We start from the raw sequence: 17,792 nt of genomic DNA on the forward strand, positions 1-17,792 counted from the left end.
GACAACCACAGGAAAAAACAGCGGCAGAAAGCAAAAGTCGGCCCGCGCAAACACGGACCGGACGTTCACCCCTTAAGGCCGAGCAGTTGCTTGAGGGTTTTCAGGTAGCGGCGGCTGACCGGCAGCGGCTGGCCGCTTTTCAGCACAATTTCCGCCTGACCGCTCTCCTCCAGCCGGATTTCGCGCAGATGCTCCATGTTGACCAGATACTGCCGATGACAGCGCACCAGCGGGGTGCGGCTTTCCAGCGTTTTCAGGGTCAACTCGGTAAAGCACTCCTCCCCCTGCGGGCCGGTCACATACACCCCGCTCTGCCGCGAGCTGGCAAACTGCACTTCGCTGCTTTTCATCAGGTAAATACGGCTGTGCCCGGTACAAGGGATGTAGTCGAGGCCGGCCTGCGGGTCGGACAGCTTGTCGATATTCTGCGCCGGTCGCTCACGGTGCAGATTGCGCAAGGTTTTCGCCAGCCGCGGCGGGTCAATCGGCTTGAGCAAATAATCGAACGCCTGTTCCTCGAACGCCTTGATGGCGTATTCGTCGTAGGCGGTAATGAACACGATGTAGGGCATATTGTCCGGGTCGATCATGCCGATCATCTCCAGCCCGCTGATGCGCGGCATCTGAATATCCAGAAATACCACGTCGGGATGCAACCGGTGGATGGCGCTGATCGCCTCCACCGCATTCGCGCATTCGCCCACCAGCTCAAGGCCGTCATCCGATTCCAACAGGCAACGCAAATTGTCCCGCGCCAGCGGTTCATCATCAACAATCAGCACGGTCAGCATAGCTGGCTTTCCTCACAAGGCAGGGTCAGATGGATATGGGTGTAACGGTCAGGCTCGCATTCCACGCTCAGGCCATAGTCGTTGCCGTAACGGCTGCGGATGCGTTTATCCACCAGATTCATCCCCAGCCCGGTGCAGTTGGTGCGAGGCTGGTACAGGCCGGCATTATCCTCGATGCTCAGCAACAGGCGGTCGCCCTGCCGGCTGGCGCTGATGGTGATGATGCCGGTACCCAGCAGATGCGCCGTACCGTGCTTGATGGCGTTTTCCACCAGCGGTTGTAACGAGAACGCCGGCAACCGCATCGACATCAGCGCCGGCGGCAGATTGAAACGGATCTGTAGCCGCTCCTGAAAACGGGCTTTCTCGATTTGCAGATAGGCGTTCACATGTTCGATCTCATCGGCCAGTGTAACAACTTCTTCAGAGCGTTTGAGGTTCTTGCGAAAGAACGTCGACAGCGACTGCACCAGCCGGCCGGCCTGTTCGCTGTCGCGGCGGATCACCGCCAGCAGGGTATTGAGCGCGTTAAACAGGAAATGCGGGTTGACCTGGGCATGCAGCAGCTTGATTTCCGACTGCGTCAGCAACTGCTTGCTGCGCTCATACTGACCGGCCAGGATCTGCGCGGCCAGCAGGCTGGCGATACCTTCGCCGAAGGTGCGATTGATCGAACTGAACAGGCGGTTTTTGGCCTCATACAGTTTGATGGTGCCGATCACCTGCTGATTTTCACCGCACAGCGGGATCACCAGCGTCGATCCTAAACGACAGGTGGACTGCAACGAGCACTGGTAAGGCGTTTCGTTGCCGTCGGCGTACACCACCTCGTTGTGTTCGATGGCGCGCCGGGTATGACCCGATGCGATAGGCGTTCCCGGCAAATGGTGGTCGTCGCCGATGCCGATAAAGGCCAGCAGCTTTTCGCGATCGGTGATCGCCACCGCGCCGATGTCCATCTCCTGATAGATCACCTGCGCCACCCGCATGCTGTTTTCTTCGTTAAACCCTTGGTGCAGGATACCTTCGGTGCACGCGGCGATTTTCAACGCCCGCGCTGAAAACGCCGAAGTGTACTTTTCGAACATCGCGCGCCGGTCCAGCAGGATGCGCATAAACATCGCCGCGCCAATGCTGTTGGTGACGATCATCGGCGCCGCAATGTCCTTAACCAGCTTCAGCGCGTCGTCAAACGGCCGTGCCAGCGACAAAATAATCGCCATTTGCAGCAATTCGGCGATAAACGTCACCCCCGCCACGGTAAAGGGATTGAACAGCCGGTCGACCCGGCCGCGACGCATCAGCAAACGGTGCGCCATGCCGCCCAGCAGCCCCTCGACGATGGTCGATACCATACAACTGAACGCGGTCATACCGCCGAGTGAATAACGGTGCAGCCCGCCGGTCATCCCCACCAGCATCCCCACGCCCGGCCCGCCGAGCAGGCCGCCCAGCACCGCGCCGATCGCGCGGGTATTGGCGATGGAGTCCTGCACATGCAGCCCGAAATAGGTGCCCATGATGCAGAACATGGAAAACATGGCGTAGCACAACAGCTTATGCGGCAACCGAACCGTCACCTGCATCAGGGGGATAAACAGCGGCGTTTTACTGAGCAGATAGGCGATCACCAGGTAGACGCACATCTGCTGGAGCAACAGTAAAACCAGTTTGAACTCATACATGATAAAAACTCGGACGGGGCAAAAAAACCGGGAATCGGACGATTCCCTGAGGAGCATACCCTAACACAAACTCGCGACGTTACCTTGACGCGTTTCACTTATTTGGACACCCGTCATATTCCACTGCCACGTTGCAGATGTTTGCCATTGTCGCTCACCCCGTCACTGACTTGAGTCAGCGACGGGGATGTGCTGCATTGCCGTCTTTCTGCATCCCGAATTATTTCGGGTATGCGCTTTATTAAACTAAAACGTTATACCTGGCTACAAGATTATATTTAACTAAAACCCCTGCATTGCATTAAACACGCCGCATTGAATAAAAAACTAACCGCACGCCAGATATGCACTAAAAACACATCACCTATAAAAATATCTTGCGCTAAATATCAATACAGGATTGATACCGAATTAACGTACCGTTTCATCAATGCATGAATAACGTGTTGAAGGATTCAGCGTATTACAACGCTTTGGCGCTCCCGGCCCATTCGGAGTAAAAGTGACCCGAGCAAATTGCCGGTTCAATCGTTTTAATATCTACCCGGACCAACCCCAGATTGACGAAAGGATCGTCTGACAGCGCGGCGGTCACTGCCGCACTATCCGTGGTATAAGCCAGAATAAACCCACCGGTGCCGTCTTCTAACGGGCCGGCAAAAACCACTCGCCCTTGTTTAATATTATCGGCAAGCCACTTTTTGTGTGCATCAATATGCTTTTCAAGTTCATGTTTCGTGCTGGAATATTCAAGCGTAATAGCATGTAACATCGTGACCACCTTAATTAAGTGAGTTAGGCAGCAAGAGAGTCAATAATTGACTGAATTGATGATTTGGCGTTTTGGATTTCACGATTTCTTATTTCATCGCCTTTTGACGCCCCTTCCGCACGAACGAAATAAATATCGGTAATACCGAGGAACCGAAAAAAAGCCTGAAGATAGCGCTCCTGAAAATCCATACCGGCAAAAGGCTGTTCGGCATAAAAACCGCCGCGCGCGGAAACCACAATCACGGTTCTGCCGCCGGACAGACCTACCGGCCCGGTTTCGGTATATTTAAATGTCTTTCCTGCCTGCGCAATTCTATCCAGCCAGGCTTTCAGTTGGCTGGATACGGAAAAGTTGTACATCGGCGCGCCGATCACAATCACGTCATTAGCCAGAAACTCTGCCACCAATTGTTCGGAGATCACGTGCTCCTGCAACGTTGAACTGTCCGCCGACACTGACGCTATCTGGCGGAAACCAGCGGCAATGGCGCCGGTCAAATGACGGATTTCATGTTTCACGACATCACGGTAAGACACGGAGGCCTGCGGATGGTGTTTGACTAACCGCGCAATAACATCAGCGGAAATCTGCCGTGTCACTGAGCCGTCTTCAAGAATACTGGAGTCTATATGTAAAACTTTCACAATAACCTCTCCTTTATTTTCAAGCTTGTTTGCTCATTTAATCGCTTTGGCTGCACTATCAATAAAATTCGCGACAGCATCAGGGTGTGACACAAGAGACATGTGACTGGATGAAATCGACATGACTTTTGCGCCGATGTGGTCAGATATTTTTTTCTGAATCGATGAATTTAATGCGTTGTCATTTTCCGTCAGCAAATACCACGTGGGTTTGTCTTTCCACGCCGCATGCTGAACCTTATCGCCAAACGCTTTTGCGGCGATCGGCTGTTGTACCGCGGTCAATGCCCGTACTTTTTTTAGCGGCACATCCCCCGCCATAACCGCCCGGAACTGTTCCGGGTTATCCAGCCAGATTAAACCATTTGAATCCGGCGCCATCCCTTCCATCGGTGCTTGCAGGCGCTGCAATAAATCAGCAACGGATTCTCCGCTGTCCGGCACCAGCGCCGATAAATAGACGATTCCACGAACGTTCGACGCATTACCGGCCTGGGTGACCACGGCGCCCGCCCATGAATGCCCCACCAGCAACACATCCCCCTGCTGCCTTTGCAACACGTTCTCTGTCGCTTTGACGTCGTCGGCCAACGAGGTGAGCGGGTTTTGAACCGCGGTGACATGGTATCCCATGCCTTGCAACCGAGTCGTCACCGCCGACCAACTGGAACCATCGGCAAAGGCGCCATGAACTAATACGATATTCTTAATTTTCGCGGCCTCCGCAATAGGTTGAACACTGGCAAAGAGAAGCAACCCCAGGCTGATAGCCAGTTTGCGCAGCCAGGCAGAACGGGAATACGTCATAGACTCTCCTTGGGCAGATTAATGACGATCGCCGGGTTTTCCCTGATGTTTCATTACCCTTGCGATACGGAATGGTTGAAGTTTAGTCGGAAAAAACGCTTGAGGTAAGGTGGCAAATTTGACATGGTTCATGCAAAATCAGCCAATATTCACTGACAGAGAGACATCGCGATGCGTATCTCCATTCTGGCTCTGCCCGGCAGCATGTCGTCGGCCATTGCGGGGCTGGCCGACATATTCTGGATGGTCAATCAGGCGCTGATGACAAGACCGGAAGGGAAAGCGCCGCCCGCGCCCGCCGGCCTGTGTTTTGAAACCGCGATTATCAGTGCCGATGGCAAGCCGGTACGCGACGCGCAGGGACGGCTTATCTACGTCGACAGTTCGTTTGACGCTAGCGAGAAATCAGACATGGTGCTGGCCACCGGCATGATGCTCGGCCCCGATAAATTACCGGCGTCGGCCACCTCCGTTGGTGAATCGGCGTGCTGGTTGAAACAGCAATACCAGCGAGGCGCACTGATAGGCGGCGCCTGTGCCGGAAGTTTCATTTTGGGTGAAGCCGGGCTGCTGGATGGGCGGTTTTGCAGTACCACCTGGTGGCTCTACCACACCTTTAAACAGCGTTATCCCAAGGCGAAACCGGTATGGGGAAAAGCGCTGGAAGAGCAGGACGGCATCATCACTACCGGCGGCCCGCTATCCTGGGTTGAGCTTGCGCTGCATATTATTCGGCAGCAGGCAGGCCCCGACATCGCCAAGCTGGCGGCGGATATTGCCGTTGCCGATAGCCAACCGTTGTCGCAGCGCATTTATGCTCCGCAAGGGTTCATGAATACGGTGAATCCGTTACTGCTACGCGCAGAACACCTGATCCGATACGAGAACCCATCAATAACGGCGGAAGAGCTGGCTCGCGCCCTGAATTTTAGCGATCGGACACTGCACAGAAAAATCAAAGAGCTTACCAACGAGAGCCCGAAAAATTTTATTACGCGCGTCAGAATCGAAACGGCCTGTCTGCTGCTCGAAAACCCGATAGCCAACATCAAGCGGGTGGCGCAAGAGTGTGGTTACAGTGAAGATACGGCGTTCAGACGCGCGTTTTCACAGCTGATGGGGATGACGCCTGTTCAGTATAGAAAATGGGCGATGCGAAGAAACGATAAGGCCGCGACGTCGGCGCCGTCTGAAATAAAAAACCCCGGATGAACATATCCGGGGTCATAAAAAGACAAAAAACAGTCGCCGTTTCAGGCTTAGAGCCTATCCCAATAGGCTCTTAACCGCGATGTTCTTTCTAACTGCGATGTTCTTCCTAACCGCGATGCTCTTCAATGTAGCGAGCTAAATCCGCCGGGGTCTTCAGTACGTTAGCGACTTCGGTCGGCGGGATCATGCAGCCGTAAACGTCCTGCACTTCCAGCACCAGATCGACCGCCAGAATAGAGTCGAGAATATCGGACTCAATCAGCTCATCGTTAAAACCCACTTTGCGGGATAAGACCTTTTCAAACAGAGCGAGTATTTCTTGTTCCATCATTTTTTCCTGGAGTCATTAATTCGTGCGGGCATGGGTATCCAGCAGCTTACGGTCGATTTTGCCGTTCGTGTTAAGCGGCAACGCGTCTTTAATTATAATTTGAGAAGGCACCATATAGGGCGGAATCACCTTCGAAAGCGATGTTTTTATCGCCTCTGGGGCTAAATGCGTCACGCAGAATGCCGCAATACGCAAAACGCCGCCGCCCGATTTCATCAGCGGCAGAACAACCGCTTCGCTGATGTCGGACATCGCCAGCAGGCGGTTTTCAATCTCATTGATTTCAATGCGATAACCATTGAGTTTAATCTGACTGTCGTTCCGGCCCTGGCAATAAAGTAGCCCGTCCTCGTAGCCCAGGTCGCCGGTTCTGTAACCCCGGAACGCTTCAGTTTCCCGATGCAGCAGTTTCTCGGCGTTCTCCTGCGCTAACCCGAGGTAGCCACGCATCACGTTTTTGCCCCAAATAATCAGCTCGCCCTCAGACGTGATTTCCATTCTGGAGTCCGGCATCATCGCACCGATCGGCAGCAGATCGTTTTCACTGTGCAAAATGTCGTCGGTGATTTCGATGACGGTGGTCGCGATAGTCGCTTCCGTCGGGCCATAGGAGTTGAGAATTTTGGCGTGCGGGAAACGGCGGCGTAGCTGTTTTACCAGCGCTTTGTTTAACACTTCGCCAATGAACACGAAGACGCTGAGATCGGGTAAATACTCGCTGTTGAACTGTGGGGAAAGCAACCGCTGATAGGCAAAAGATGGCGTTGAAACCCAGACGGAAACGCCGTTGTTTTTCAGGCGTTCGAGCCAGTTTTCCGCAGCGATATCCTCTTTCGCATTCAGAACGATGTGCCCCCCGGTTGCCAGATTAGCCAGCAGCGGGATCAGGGAAAGATCGAAGCTGAACACCGCATGGTTCATCAGCACCGGTACGTCAGGCAGCGAAAAGTCCTGACGCACCCACTTCATGAAGTGCCACAGGCTTTCACGCCCGATCTGCACCCCTTTGGGTTTTCCGGTGCTGCCGGAGGTGAACATGATATAAGCGAGATCCTGCTCGGCCAGCACCTGGCCCGCTTCACCGGTTGCCACGAATTGCCTGGTCGCCACGTCGTAATAGTAAGGAGCGCTCGCCAACTGGCAAATCTCTTTGAGCCGCTCCTGCGGGTAGATACAGTCCACCGGGATATACGGAATGTTGTGCAACAGGCAGCTATAGATAGCCACGGCAAATTCAGCCTGTTGATGCCCGTATAAAACGACCGGTGTACCAGCGGGCTGTTGGCAGTGCTGATAGCGCTGCGACCAGTCTGTAACGGCGACGGATAACTGTTGCCAGGTCATGGCTTCGTCGCTGCCGCTAATCGCCAACTGGTGTGGGTTCGCGGGCTTGAGTAATGCCGTAAGCAAGAAATCTTGCAGTTCCTGAAGCTCGGGGTGAAGGTTCATAGAGGGGACATTCCGCTAAAGATGTAAAGGGAAGCCGCAGCGCTTGCCAGCGTTAACATGCGTCCCAAAAAGACCACAACCGGAGACTGTAGCCAGTTGCTTAATACCGGGCTGCGTTTGGCTGACCACTGAAGCATATTGTGCGCAACGGAAATGGCGCCAAACAACGCGCCGCTGATGATATAGTGTCGTTCAAGCCCGTTCCATGCCCCCATACAAAACAGGGTGCAAAAAATACCAATGTTTTGTGCCAGCGTTTTATTCTGTCGGAAAAAATCGATCTTCATCAGATTCATATAAATCGGCATAAAAACCACATCCCTTAGCCATTCGGACAAACTAATGTGGAAACGACGCCAGAAATCTTGCGGATTTTTAGCCAGGATCGGCATATTGAAGTTCGCCGGGATATTCAGGCCAAATAAGCGCCCTGCCCCAATCGCCATATTGCTGTAACCGGCAAAATCAAAGTAAAGGTACGCGCTGTAGGCCACCGACATCACAATGCCGACGCTTAAGGTAAACGGACGATGACTCCACGACTGAATGACCAGGCTATCAATCAGCGTAGCGAACAGGAATTTCTGGATAATACCGATGAAAATCTGCTCCATGGCAGGTAAAAACTGCTCGCGAGTGATAACGAAGGACGGCTTATTACTATCCGTCACCCAGGCTCGCCAGCGATACATCGGCCCGGCAGAAATAACCAGCGGCATAAAGAGATAGCCGAAATAATGCAGGAAATTCTGGCCGTCTTTTTTGGTGCGATACAGTAATACGTCAACAGCGCGAAATGTCATAAACGACAAGCCGATCATCCCCCAGTGGTTGTTCAGGTGTAATTTCACCAAAAACAACGGCAGCAGCGTCAACGTTACCGCCTGCCAGGTTTTTAACCAGCCTTTTTCTTTCAACGTGACAATAATATAAAAGCTCAGGAAAACTGCCACAGGGACAATATAATCACCCTGGAAAATATATCCCCAGCCTAACAACACCAGCGCGGAAATGGCGGATAAATAGGTCAGCCGGTAATGCCATAGCCGATTAATCAGCACAAACAACAGTGCTAATCCAAACAGGCAGAAAAAAAATGTTCCGGAGCTATACATTATTCATCCTTCAGAACTTTTGATATTCAAAATGCACTTGTAAACTCATGCTGTCATCAACAGAGGTCCAGGCAACGATGGTCACCGCCAGCAAGAGATAAATAAAAAAAAGGCGAATCGCGTATTTCATCATTTAAAACTCTCAGCAATAAAACGGTCCATCACCACCCATGCCGGATCTGTTGGATGCAGGCGGTCCCAGTTCCAGCCGTTCTGGTAAGGCATAGCGTACATATCGAGATACGGGACCTGATTCTCATCCAGCATCGACCTGATTTGTTTATCAATGGACTGGAATTTCTCCGAGTTTTTAATCGCCCACGGATTAATCGCATCCACAATCACCACCACCTGAACGTGGCGCTCTTTAAGCAGCTTAATGGTTGCCTGGAACGCGTCCATTTGTGCAGGAAATAGCGGCGCGTCGTCCCATACATCCTGTGTCGGATCGTCATCATAGACAGACTTATCCATCCAGAATGTCGCAGCACTTTGCTGGCGAGATTTATTCAGTTCATGGGCGTTAACCAATTCATTATCCCAGTTGGGAACAATTTCAGGCGAGGGCTTAACAGGCCACGGCTGCACCGGTTGAGGCTCAATCCCCAGTCTTGCCAGCCAGTCTTTTTTTATCATTTCGCAGAAAATGGCAAACTGATAGCTCACTTCCTGCCAGATAATTTGCGGGTGCCAGCCATAAATACGCATTTGCCCGAAGGTTAAATGGCTGACCTCTTCGATGTTGAGATTCTGTAAATAACTCACCAAAAAGCGGCGCGGTTCGGCATCTTCCATCAAGGGATTAAACATCGAGGGCGGGAAATTATCGGCAAAAACCGCCCCCGGAACCCCATCACCGTAAAAACTATCGGGTGCTAATTGCAAAACGACCTTACTGTTCGCATTCAGGTCATTTTTAAAACGAGAGAGCAGTAAGAAGTGCGCAACATTATCGATATACGCATCACCATAGGCGACTACCGGTCGACGCAGCTGGTTATTGAAGTAATTATATACGGCGTAATGTTCATCGTCGGATGTGGAGACTTCCGACGCGCCAATAAAGAAAATCGCATTCCCTTGTAATGCATGAGAAATAGTCGCCATTTTCTCCTTGAGTTCTTTGGGCGTGCCGTCCAGGCTTTTAATCAATGGCTGGAAATTCAGTGGCGGATCAAAGCTCGTCACCAGCGGGGGAACGCAAAGAACCAAGATGGCCAGGGTAGCCATCAGGATATGTAGGCAGATAGTATTTTTGATTTTTATCATAAAAGTAAAACCATATGCATCAAATTGTTTAGACTTTGTTAATTTTTATCTTTGCAGCAAATCAACCACTGTTTTTTTCGACACTATATACCAGGCTAATCTTCAATGATGAGCGTTGCTGTGTAACGGTATGTACAGTGTTTAGTCTGTCTTAAGGATAAGCGCCACACCAGACGGTAAAAGGGGAGGAAGATGATGTCATTGCATCAAAAAACCCTTTATACACATTCCCTCCGGCACACCGGTTTCAGGACTTTAAAGGGAGGTTGATGAATAAATCGAACGTTTGGCAGATTATAGGATCGGCTCACACATCATCATGATAAAAAAGAGTATTTCGTGGAAAAGTAGAAGTTTAGAATCACCAACTGACGAGGCTGCAACAAGCCTCTTATACAGAGTGGCTTTCTTCCTTTCCGGCTGAGTGAGTCAACCATTCAGACCAGGCTCGGGTTGCCGGGAAACTTACACATCCTGAATGGTTGAAAAGCGACGTCGCGCAGGCATCCCCCTGCGATGTTGATCCACTAGCCAGAAGGCACTACGAGCCTCTCGGTTACCTACAAATCATTTATGGTACGCGCGTAATTCTGATTGTTCCTTTTGTGGTGGAAAGCTCGTGATACTGACCATTTGAGTAAATAATCATAAATTTAACCGTGCCAGCATAAGCACCAAATCCATTTTTAGCATTGACCGATACAGGGATAATCCAGCCAAACATTAACTGTTCTTTATCGGCTGGAACATTCATGACCCACGAATAACCTTTATAAGGTTCAAAAAATTTATAATGGGCACTGTAGGGATCTTTTAAGCGGTAATAAAAACGATTTTTAACGCTTTGCTTATAGTCGTCGGGCAACGTTCCATAATTAGCCAGTTTAACCTGTACCGGATCCGGTGCCTGTGATTTTGTCGTACACCCTGTCAACATGATTGTCATGGCAAAAAAAGAACACATTCTCGCATGGATTGCATCTCAGCCTGAGTAAAGGGCACAAAAACCTTTCTGTTTCAGGAGTACGCTAGCACCGCACACGAGGTGTGGTCTATATACCATTGATAAACGGATTGTTTATCGTAGAGAAGAACCATCACGTCGTTCGCTGCATGTCAGGTTTTTGAATGAATCACATCGATGTCTTGTATTATTAATCCACAAAACCGAAGGTCTGCCGCCCAGCGATCATCTTGAGCCATCGGATTAAATCGCCGCTGGAACCTGTTGGGCGTCACGATGCTGACTTTGATAATAGGAATAGAATATAAACATTAATTTATTGATAATAATAAAAAATAAACCATTCCATCTTTGTTGATACCCCCAAATGCTTTTGCGCCTTGTCTGTAAAAAATCCGCCACCAAATCATCCAGCTCTTTCTGGCTCAATTGCTGGCGAATCAGTGCTGACTTGAAAACCCTGATGCTCATTCAGAGAACTCGGTCAGATCCTTGTCAGAGGAGTTTTGCAGCAGTGTCTGCCCGTTCTGCGCAATCTCGCTTAACCGTTCAGAGCTTTGACGAAAACGCGCAGCGGTATGCCCCCTACCCTGCTTCTCTTCCAACAGATCGATCAGTTCTTCAAACACCTTAGCGCTGACCATATAGCCAGCCGGGCGGTTGTTGGAGAGAACGGCAACCGGTTCATCAATAAAATATTTCGCCGGGTTCTTTCTTAACTCGTTGATGCTGATAGATTTTTCAGCAAGAATGCGTTCCATAAATCAGCTGTAAAATGTCTGTTATAGTGATCATTTTAATATACATGATAATAAACATCCAATTGTACGCTTAAAAAATAGACAATTACACAGCCCGGTGTTTAACAGGCCGATTTTCTGGTGATGACCGAGCCCATGTTATTAACAGCATCCCTTCCAGCTAAAACCTCTGAGTTAACCCCATACCTCAGTAGCGGATAAACGTACACAGATGTTGGTTCTTCGTATCTTACTGCTTTGTAGAAGCGCGTCCGTAACCAAAAATCGCCATTTTTATCCCCTCATCAGGCCCCAGCCTGAAAATCCAAAGCTAACTTTTCAACAATCCAAAGATGTTCTGGGAGAGGATAACGGAAAACGGTCATTTGTTGGCATTCCTGATCTGTTTATACATACAGCAGATCGTTGCCGCTTAAAGCCAGATGGCATAACATAAAATTCCTCTGGGCCAAAAAAGGAACAAAATGATTGCTCTCAACACAGTCAAGGGAATCATTGAGATCAGCAGTTGGAAAGACATTGTTGAACGTCCACATTTTCGCTCAAACATCAACCCTACAAATGTCGATCTTAAAGAGATCATCGGCAGCTACCAATTCCCAGAAGATGTACCGTGTGGCCTTACAACATGTCACCAGCCACATAAACGCGGTTACATCGTGGTTACAAAAGAAGGTTTCGAAACTAATATTGGGAAAGATTGTGGCAAAAATTACTTTTCCGTAGATTTTGTCGAAATGAAAACTCGGTTTGATCGAGATGTAAAAACATCTCTACAACGTGACAACATCCGAAAAACAAAAGAAACTGCACCACAACTCCTTGAGTATGTAGAAGGATTACGAAAGCAACCCAAAGGGGCTGATTGGATCTACTCTCGTATTGAGAAACTTCGTAATCGTAGTGTAATTGGTGATGCAGCCGCTAACGAAATTCGTAAAATGCTTAAAGAAAGACGTAAAGAATTACTCTTATCACGTCTTGCAACTAAAGAAGAAAGGGAACGGGATTTTTCAATGGATCCGTCCTTAGAGGATAAATTTCGTGGCCAGCCTTATTACGTAACTGTCATTACTGGCTCAATTAACCACCTTGAAGCAATGTCGAAAGACAATGACCTCAAAGAAATATTGATCCGTAGCGTTACCCAAACACTAAGGCAGCTCATAGACTGCGATGTAGATAATTTGAAGTCTCGTGAACTTGCACAGTTGTCAAAAGAAGCGAGCAGCATTCAAGCGAAAATCAAAATAGCCCAAGAGATCATCCCAACTGCACAAAAATTGCTCACCACTACGAATCTTGAGCCACTCGTTTTGTGGGTAGAAAAGAATCATGGAGAACGGGCCGCAGAGCCTCTTAAACGCTTTATTGAACAACTTTAAACCAAGATAACGGTGATTGTACGTAATTCCGTGTAACGACCACCGTATTCAAGGTGATCGCTCTGGCGGTCATGCAATCGCTGCACACTTTATGTCGAAGAAGCTTCGTTTTCGCGTTTGTTCTCCAGCAAGCGGCGGTAGGGCTTTACCTTCCGGTGTTTTAGCTCCGGTACTTTTGCCGCCGTGGTATTTGCAACGGCCATTACGGTAAATGTCCGTGCGTTTGCAGGATGTGCCAACACGGGTGGTGGACTGTACTGCATTGCAGTGCCGCGAAGTGATCTTCCCTACGGACGTGTGGGACTCCCAACTCAATTCATTCTGCCACCGTACTACGGTGGCATTTTTCGGTTATAGCCCGACTCAATCGTCGTTAACGTCTTTTCCCTGTCGTTGCTGCGTCACGCGCCGATAGCGCGACGGCCAGATTTCTTGCGGTGTTTTCTCTACTGCCTGCGCAATCAGTCTTTCTCCTTTCGGCCAATGCCGGGATAACGCATTCGCCAGCGTTGACGAGGCCAGCCCATGCTGGCGTGATAGTGCCGCCAGCGTGGTTCCCCGTTTTCTTAATGCGGCAATGATATCTGCCGGATGCCAGTCACTTGTTTCCATTACTGCTCTCCTTTTGCCTGCAACCAAATATCCCATTTTGGGATATATCGAAACATGACAGATATTCGATTTTGGGATATTCGTCAAGAGCATCGTGTTATGGCATCAACTTATTCAGCCGAGTACCAGCGCATTATTAAAGCCCTGCGAGCCGCCAGAATTGCTCAAGGCGTGACTCAGGCAACACTGGCACAAGCTCTCGGTAAACCACAATCCTTCATTGCCAAAATCGAGAACGGCGAGCGCAGGCTTGATATTGTGGAATTCATACACATCAGCCGCCTGCTTTCACTCGACCCTATCGCGCTCTTGCACCCGCTACTGAACAGGTAGTCACAGCGAGTCCCCTTTTCCAGACAGCGTTAAAAATCCCTTTTTGGGATAAAGCGAACTATCACCGATAGTGCACCAGACCCGCTTTCGAGACTCAACGCATGGCTTCCACCTATACCGCTGAATATCAACTCGTTATCAAAACGCTGCGTGAAGCACGTATCGCCAAAGGCATCACACAGGAAATGCTGGCGCAGGCGCTGGAACGCCCGCAATCGTTTATTGCCAAGGTCGAAAACGGGGAACGCAGGCTGGATGTGGTGGAGTTTGTTCAACTGGCTCGTTTGCTGGCGCTTGACCCCGCCCGAGTGCTTAATAGCATCCCTTTCAAGTTCAAGCCGCTGAGTTAACCCTGCATATCGTTGGTGGATAAACACAAACAACCCGCCCGGCACGATAGCGCTTCAAGCCTGTTCACAACGCCAGTAAACCCGGATCAACACACAGCGAAACGTAACCCCGGTGTAACCCCAGCGTAAAAGTCGATTCAGGGAATTGTGGTAAGTTATTGATTTATATGGTGCCGATAATAGGAGTCGAACCTACGACCTTCGCATTACGAATGCGCTGCTCTACCAACTGAGCTATATCGGCGAGGGGATCGTCCTGCGAACGCGTGACGATGAACTACGGGGTGACAAACTAGTAAAATCGTTCTGGCAAGTCAAGACTTCGGCGTACCGTATGACGATTTTCTAAACGACTGGCCCGGCAGGAGTGAAAACACGGCTACCGGGCATTGATATGGATCAAGCGCGAACCAAATCGTCGCCGTAACCGATCCATTTATACGTGGTGAGCGCTTCCAGCCCCATTGGGCCGCGCGCGTGCAGTTTCTGGGTGCTGACCGCCACTTCCGCGCCCAGTCCGAACTGACCGCCGTCGGTAAAACGAGTAGTGGCGTTGACGTACACCGCCGAGGAATCCACCTCACGCACGAACTGCTCAGCACGGCTTAAGGAGCGAGTCAGGATGGCGTCGGAGTGCTGGGTGCCGTGCTCACGGATATGATCGATGGCGTCGTCAATATCTGCGACCAGCTTCACGTTCAGATCCAGCGACAACCACTCGTCGTCATAATTTGCGGCTTCGACCGCAGTGACGTTCGCCGGGCCACCGGTCAGCAACGGCAGCGACGCCGGGCAGGCATGCAAGCTCACACCCACCTGTTTCATACGTTCGCTCAGCGCCGGCAGGAACGCGGCGGCAATGCCCTGATGCACCAGCAGGGTTTCCACCGTGTTGCAGGTGCTGGGACGCTGGGTTTTAGCGTTGACAATCACCTTCAGCGCCGGCTCGAATTCCATCGACTCGTCGACATAGATGTGGCACACGCCAATGCCGCCGGTGATCACCGGAATGGTGGACTGCTCGCGGCATAGCTTGTGCAAGCCCGCGCCGCCGCGGGGAATCAGCATGTCGACGTAGCGATCGAGTTTCAGCAATTGATTGACCAGCTCACGATCCGGACTTTCAATCGCCTGAATCGCGGCGGCAGGCAGGCCGCATTCGACCAGCGCCTGCTGGATTACTTTCACGGTAGCGGCGTTAGTGCGATACGTCTCTTTGCCGCCGCGCAAAATCACCGCATTGCCGGTTTTCAGGCACAGGCTGGCGACATCTACCGTCACATTCGGCCGGGCTTCATAGATCACCCCCACCACACCCAACGGTACGCGGCGGCGCTCCAGTTTCAGGCCATTGTCCAGAATGCGACCGTCGATGATTTCACCGACCGGGTCATTCAGGCAGCACACCTGACGCACATCGTCGGCAATCGCTTTCAGGCGTGCCGGGGTCAGTTGCAAGCGATCCAACAACGCCTCGCTCATGCCGTTTTCTCTGGCCTGCGCCAGGTCCTGCTCATTGGCGCTCAGAATAGCGTCATGCTGGGCTTCCAGCAGATCCGCTATCGTCATCAACGCCTTGTTTTTCTGGCTGGTGCTCAGCGCCGCCAGCTGATAAGAGGCTTTTTTAGCCGCTTTACCCATTTGCTCAAGCATCGCCTGCTCCTTAAATAATGATCATGTCGTCGCGGTGGACAGCCACCGGGCCGTATTCGTAACCCAGAATCTCTGCGATTTCCTGCGAGTGATGCCCGGCGATCATGCGCAGCGCGTCGCTGTTATAGCGGGTGACGGCATGCGCCAGGTCACGCCCGTTCAGGCTGCGGATGCGAATCACCTCGCCGCGGGAGAAATTCCCCGCCACCTCGCGGATGCCTTTCGGCAACAGCGAACTGCCGCGCTCCAGCATCGCAGCCAGCGCACCATCGTCAACGGTGATCTCACCGGCGGGCGGCGCGCCAAAAATCCAGCGTTTACGGCTTTCCAGCGGAGTTTCCAGCGCGTGGAAACGAGTACCGACCGACACATCGTTAATCACATCGGCAATTACGCCGGTCCGGTTGCCGGCGGCGATGATCACATCGATGCCGGAACGGCAGGCAACGTCCGCCGCCTGCAGTTTGGTGGACATCCCGCCCGTACCAAGGCCGGATACGCTGCCGCCGGCAATCTGGCGCAGCTCGTCGGTCACGCCCTGCACTTCGCGGATCAACTCCGCATCAGGGTTGGAACGCGGGTCGGCGGTAAACAACCCGGCCTGATCGGTCAGCAACAGCAGTTTGTCGGCATCCGCCAGCATCGCGGCCAGCGCCGACAGGTTGTCGTTGTCGCCGACTTTGATTTCGGCGGTGGCTACCGCATCATTCTCGTTAATGACCGGTACGATATGGTTGTCGAGCAAGGCGCGCATGGTGTCGCGGGCGTTGAGGAAGCGTTCGCGATCCTCCAGATCGGCCCGGGTCAGCAACATCTGACCGACGTGAATGCCGTAGATGGAGAACAGTTGTTCCCACAGTTGAATCAACCGGCTTTGCCCCACAGCGGCCAACAGCTGCTTGGTGGCGATGGTCGGTGGCAGTTCCGGATACCCCAGATGCTCGCGGCCGGCGGCAATCGCCCCGGAAGTCACAATCACGATGCGATGCCCTGCGGCATGTTGCTGGGCGCACTGGCGCACCAGTTCGACAATATGGGCACGGTTGAGACGGCGCGAACCGCCGGTCAGCACGCTGGTGCCCAGTTTTACAACCAAGGTCTGGCTGCCACTCATAATTTTTCTGCCGTTGCGTTGAACTATAAACAATTAAGGATGAAAAAACCTTGTAACAGGGAAGACGCGCTATGCCAACCGGCACAACGCGAAAACCCCAGGCTCCGGCGCGATGCCGGACAGCATCACGGTCGTGCGGAGAGGGAAAAAGGTGGGTCGAGTTGTTCTACCAGCGCCTGTAGGCGGGTGTGGAAATCTTCACGGGTAGCCAGCACTTTCTCATGTACCTCAGTATCTTTAATATTTTCTTCGCGCCAGTTGCCAGTCTTGTCAAACAGACCGATACGGTAGGCATAGAACAGGGTCTGCTCCTGCCACTCCAGATCAAGCCACCAGCCCCAAAACTCTCGCTTTTCCGGCGCAGGTTTTACATTGACACAAACCGCCAGGCAATCAAAGAAAAAACGATTTTCGTCACACTGACCTTCACGCAAATAAGGCCCTAACGAGGCAAAGCGCTTCATTAGCCTGCTTTTCACTGCCATGACACCCTCCTTTAAATAAGAAGACTTCCAAGCATTCACAGCGATCGAAGATGGGTC

The 17,792-nt window shown here is 51.5% G+C and carries 22 protein-coding genes and 1 tRNA gene; 4 read left to right on the plus strand and 19 right to left on the minus strand.

The features are described from left to right. Positions 1 to 65: 65 nt before the first annotated feature. The 5 genes from btsR to DDA898_RS16545 all read right to left on the minus strand — a co-directional run bounded on the left by btsR (position 66) and on the right by DDA898_RS16545 (position 4,702). A complete protein-coding gene (gene btsR, locus DDA898_RS16525; protein WP_013319124.1) occupies positions 66 to 791 on the minus strand; it encodes a two-component system response regulator BtsR in 726 nt (241 codons plus the stop codon). Beyond that, positions 785 to 2,476 carry a sensor histidine kinase gene (locus DDA898_RS16530; protein ID WP_013319125.1) on the minus strand — a complete coding sequence of 564 codons (1,692 nt, stop codon included), beginning with the start codon at positions 2,474 to 2,476 and terminating at the stop codon, positions 785 to 787. The genes btsR and DDA898_RS16530 overlap by 7 nt, the downstream gene beginning before the upstream one ends. A 463-nt stretch (positions 2,477 to 2,939) precedes the next feature. Next, the gene (locus tag DDA898_RS16535) at positions 2,940 to 3,248 is read right to left on the minus strand and encodes a YciI family protein (protein WP_038911763.1); all 309 of its coding nucleotides are present in this window, start codon (positions 3,246 to 3,248) and stop codon (positions 2,940 to 2,942) included. Positions 3,249 to 3,271: 23 nt separating this feature from the next. After that, entirely contained in the window at positions 3,272 to 3,895 is a 624-nt protein-coding gene (locus DDA898_RS16540; RefSeq protein ID WP_038911764.1) for an FMN-dependent NADH-azoreductase, read from the minus strand. A 33-nt stretch (positions 3,896 to 3,928) separates the two neighbouring features. Next, on the minus strand, positions 3,929 to 4,702 hold the full coding sequence (locus DDA898_RS16545) for an alpha/beta hydrolase (RefSeq protein WP_038911765.1): 774 nt from the start codon (positions 4,700 to 4,702) through the stop codon (positions 3,929 to 3,931). Between the two features lie 171 nt (positions 4,703 to 4,873). Between DDA898_RS16545 and DDA898_RS16550 the strand changes: the two genes are divergently transcribed. Then, complete coding sequence (locus tag DDA898_RS16550; protein ID WP_038911766.1) at positions 4,874 to 5,914, plus strand: GlxA family transcriptional regulator; 1,041 nt, start codon at positions 4,874 to 4,876, stop codon at positions 5,912 to 5,914. Positions 5,915 to 6,020: 106 nt separating this feature from the next. Here DDA898_RS16550 and DDA898_RS16555 read toward each other — a convergent pair whose 3' ends face one another. The 8 genes from DDA898_RS16555 to yafN all read right to left on the minus strand — a co-directional run bounded on the left by DDA898_RS16555 (position 6,021) and on the right by yafN (position 11,803). Beyond that, a complete protein-coding gene (locus DDA898_RS16555; protein WP_013319137.1) occupies positions 6,021 to 6,242 on the minus strand; it encodes an acyl carrier protein in 222 nt (73 codons plus the stop codon). 18 nt (positions 6,243 to 6,260) lie between these two features. Next, complete coding sequence (locus DDA898_RS16560; RefSeq protein WP_038901883.1) at positions 6,261 to 7,694, minus strand: AMP-binding protein; 1,434 nt, start codon at positions 7,692 to 7,694, stop codon at positions 6,261 to 6,263. Beyond that, complete coding sequence (locus DDA898_RS16565) at positions 7,691 to 8,809, minus strand: membrane-bound O-acyltransferase family protein (RefSeq protein WP_038901884.1); 1,119 nt, start codon at positions 8,807 to 8,809, stop codon at positions 7,691 to 7,693. Before DDA898_RS16565 ends, DDA898_RS16560 begins: the two co-directional genes overlap by 4 nt. A 10-nt stretch (positions 8,810 to 8,819) precedes the next feature. Beyond that, positions 8,820 to 8,942: a hypothetical protein gene (locus DDA898_RS23825; protein WP_012885862.1), complete on the minus strand. Its 123-nt coding sequence runs from the start codon at positions 8,940 to 8,942 to the stop codon at positions 8,820 to 8,822. Continuing rightward, positions 8,939 to 10,078 carry a D-alanyl-lipoteichoic acid biosynthesis protein DltD gene (locus tag DDA898_RS16570; protein ID WP_201765867.1) on the minus strand — a complete coding sequence of 380 codons (1,140 nt, stop codon included), beginning with the start codon at positions 10,076 to 10,078 and terminating at the stop codon, positions 8,939 to 8,941. Before DDA898_RS16570 ends, DDA898_RS23825 begins: the two co-directional genes overlap by 4 nt. A gap of 571 nt (positions 10,079 to 10,649) precedes the next feature. After that, on the minus strand, positions 10,650 to 11,024 hold the full coding sequence (locus DDA898_RS22500) for a hypothetical protein (RefSeq protein ID WP_236616679.1): 375 nt from the start codon (positions 11,022 to 11,024) through the stop codon (positions 10,650 to 10,652). Between the two features lie 261 nt (positions 11,025 to 11,285). Continuing rightward, positions 11,286 to 11,513, minus strand: coding sequence for a hypothetical protein (locus tag DDA898_RS23730; protein WP_038911767.1), 228 nt, complete (start codon positions 11,511 to 11,513; stop codon positions 11,286 to 11,288). Then, complete coding sequence (yafN, locus tag DDA898_RS16580) at positions 11,510 to 11,803, minus strand: type I toxin-antitoxin system antitoxin YafN (protein WP_038911768.1); 294 nt, start codon at positions 11,801 to 11,803, stop codon at positions 11,510 to 11,512. Before yafN ends, DDA898_RS23730 begins: the two co-directional genes overlap by 4 nt. 464 nt (positions 11,804 to 12,267) lie before the next feature. Here yafN and DDA898_RS16585 point away from each other — a divergent pair, with 464 nt between their 5' ends. Beyond that, positions 12,268 to 13,188, plus strand: a complete 921-nt coding sequence (locus tag DDA898_RS16585; protein WP_038911770.1) for a hypothetical protein — start codon at positions 12,268 to 12,270, stop codon at positions 13,186 to 13,188. A gap of 69 nt (positions 13,189 to 13,257) precedes the next feature. On the opposite strand, the gene DDA898_RS23920 is transcribed toward DDA898_RS16585, so the two are convergent. Further along, positions 13,258 to 13,503, minus strand: a complete 246-nt coding sequence (locus DDA898_RS23920; RefSeq protein WP_277949851.1) for an HGGxSTG domain-containing protein — start codon at positions 13,501 to 13,503, stop codon at positions 13,258 to 13,260. Between the two features lie 48 nt (positions 13,504 to 13,551). After that, positions 13,552 to 13,800, minus strand: a complete 249-nt coding sequence (locus DDA898_RS16590) for a helix-turn-helix domain-containing protein (RefSeq protein ID WP_038911771.1) — start codon at positions 13,798 to 13,800, stop codon at positions 13,552 to 13,554. 99 nt (positions 13,801 to 13,899) lie between these two features. Between DDA898_RS16590 and DDA898_RS16595 the strand changes: the two genes are divergently transcribed. Together DDA898_RS16595 and DDA898_RS16600 are read left to right on the plus strand one after the other, a co-directional pair. Next, positions 13,900 to 14,133 (plus strand): helix-turn-helix domain-containing protein, encoded by a 234-nt coding sequence (locus DDA898_RS16595; RefSeq protein WP_038911772.1) that lies wholly within the window; start codon positions 13,900 to 13,902, stop codon positions 14,131 to 14,133. A 101-nt stretch (positions 14,134 to 14,234) separates the two neighbouring features. Next, entirely contained in the window at positions 14,235 to 14,483 is a 249-nt protein-coding gene (locus tag DDA898_RS16600) for a helix-turn-helix domain-containing protein (RefSeq protein ID WP_038911773.1), read from the plus strand. Between the two features lie 168 nt (positions 14,484 to 14,651). Here the strand turns inward: DDA898_RS16600 and DDA898_RS16605 are convergent. From DDA898_RS16605 to crl, 4 genes are all read right to left on the minus strand, one after another. Continuing rightward, a tRNA-Thr gene (locus DDA898_RS16605) sits at positions 14,652 to 14,727 on the minus strand. Positions 14,728 to 14,882: 155 nt separating this feature from the next. After that, positions 14,883 to 16,136, minus strand: a complete 1,254-nt coding sequence (gene proA / locus DDA898_RS16610; protein WP_038911774.1) for a glutamate-5-semialdehyde dehydrogenase — start codon at positions 16,134 to 16,136, stop codon at positions 14,883 to 14,885. Between the two features lie 10 nt (positions 16,137 to 16,146). Continuing rightward, positions 16,147 to 17,250 (minus strand): glutamate 5-kinase, encoded by a 1,104-nt coding sequence (proB, locus tag DDA898_RS16615; protein ID WP_013319159.1) that lies wholly within the window; start codon positions 17,248 to 17,250, stop codon positions 16,147 to 16,149. A gap of 125 nt (positions 17,251 to 17,375) precedes the next feature. Continuing rightward, positions 17,376 to 17,735 carry a sigma factor-binding protein Crl gene (crl, locus tag DDA898_RS16620; RefSeq protein WP_033112025.1) on the minus strand — a complete coding sequence of 120 codons (360 nt, stop codon included), beginning with the start codon at positions 17,733 to 17,735 and terminating at the stop codon, positions 17,376 to 17,378. Between the last annotated feature and the right edge of the window lie 57 nt (positions 17,736 to 17,792).

The sequence above is a fragment of the Dickeya dadantii NCPPB 898 genome (assembly GCF_000406145.1).
In the GTDB taxonomy this organism is placed as follows: domain Bacteria; phylum Pseudomonadota; class Gammaproteobacteria; order Enterobacterales; family Enterobacteriaceae; genus Dickeya; species Dickeya dadantii.

Excerpts from the sequence above, each read along its gene's own strand:
- btsR (WP_013319124.1), bottom strand. The coding sequence starts at position 791 with ATGCTGACCGTGCTGATTGTTGATGATGAACCGCTGGCGCGGGACAAT.
- DDA898_RS16530 (WP_013319125.1), bottom strand. The coding sequence starts at position 2,476 with ATGTATGAGTTCAAACTGGTTTTACTGTTGCTCCAGCAGATGTGCGTC.
- DDA898_RS16535 (WP_038911763.1), bottom strand. The coding sequence starts at position 3,248 with ATGTTACATGCTATTACGCTTGAATATTCCAGCACGAAACATGAACTT.
- DDA898_RS16545 (WP_038911765.1), bottom strand. The coding sequence starts at position 4,702 with ATGACGTATTCCCGTTCTGCCTGGCTGCGCAAACTGGCTATCAGCCTG.
- DDA898_RS16550 (WP_038911766.1), top strand. The coding sequence starts at position 4,874 with ATGCGTATCTCCATTCTGGCTCTGCCCGGCAGCATGTCGTCGGCCATT.
- DDA898_RS16555 (WP_013319137.1), bottom strand. The coding sequence starts at position 6,242 with ATGGAACAAGAAATACTCGCTCTGTTTGAAAAGGTCTTATCCCGCAAA.
- DDA898_RS16560 (WP_038901883.1), bottom strand. The coding sequence starts at position 7,694 with ATGAACCTTCACCCCGAGCTTCAGGAACTGCAAGATTTCTTGCTTACG.
- DDA898_RS16565 (WP_038901884.1), bottom strand. The coding sequence starts at position 8,809 with ATGTATAGCTCCGGAACATTTTTTTTCTGCCTGTTTGGATTAGCACTG.
- DDA898_RS23825 (WP_012885862.1), bottom strand. The coding sequence starts at position 8,942 with ATGATGAAATACGCGATTCGCCTTTTTTTTATTTATCTCTTGCTGGCG.
- DDA898_RS16570 (WP_201765867.1), bottom strand. The coding sequence starts at position 10,078 with ATGATAAAAATCAAAAATACTATCTGCCTACATATCCTGATGGCTACC.
- DDA898_RS22500 (WP_236616679.1), bottom strand. The coding sequence starts at position 11,024 with ATGACAATCATGTTGACAGGGTGTACGACAAAATCACAGGCACCGGAT.
- DDA898_RS23730 (WP_038911767.1), bottom strand. The coding sequence starts at position 11,513 with ATGAGCATCAGGGTTTTCAAGTCAGCACTGATTCGCCAGCAATTGAGC.
- yafN (WP_038911768.1), bottom strand. The coding sequence starts at position 11,803 with ATGGAACGCATTCTTGCTGAAAAATCTATCAGCATCAACGAGTTAAGA.
- DDA898_RS16585 (WP_038911770.1), top strand. The coding sequence starts at position 12,268 with ATGATTGCTCTCAACACAGTCAAGGGAATCATTGAGATCAGCAGTTGG.
- DDA898_RS16590 (WP_038911771.1), bottom strand. The coding sequence starts at position 13,800 with ATGGAAACAAGTGACTGGCATCCGGCAGATATCATTGCCGCATTAAGA.
- DDA898_RS16595 (WP_038911772.1), top strand. The coding sequence starts at position 13,900 with ATGGCATCAACTTATTCAGCCGAGTACCAGCGCATTATTAAAGCCCTG.
- DDA898_RS16600 (WP_038911773.1), top strand. The coding sequence starts at position 14,235 with ATGGCTTCCACCTATACCGCTGAATATCAACTCGTTATCAAAACGCTG.
- proA (WP_038911774.1), bottom strand. The coding sequence starts at position 16,136 with ATGCTTGAGCAAATGGGTAAAGCGGCTAAAAAAGCCTCTTATCAGCTG.
- proB (WP_013319159.1), bottom strand. The coding sequence starts at position 17,250 with ATGAGTGGCAGCCAGACCTTGGTTGTAAAACTGGGCACCAGCGTGCTG.
- crl (WP_033112025.1), bottom strand. The coding sequence starts at position 17,735 with ATGGCAGTGAAAAGCAGGCTAATGAAGCGCTTTGCCTCGTTAGGGCCT.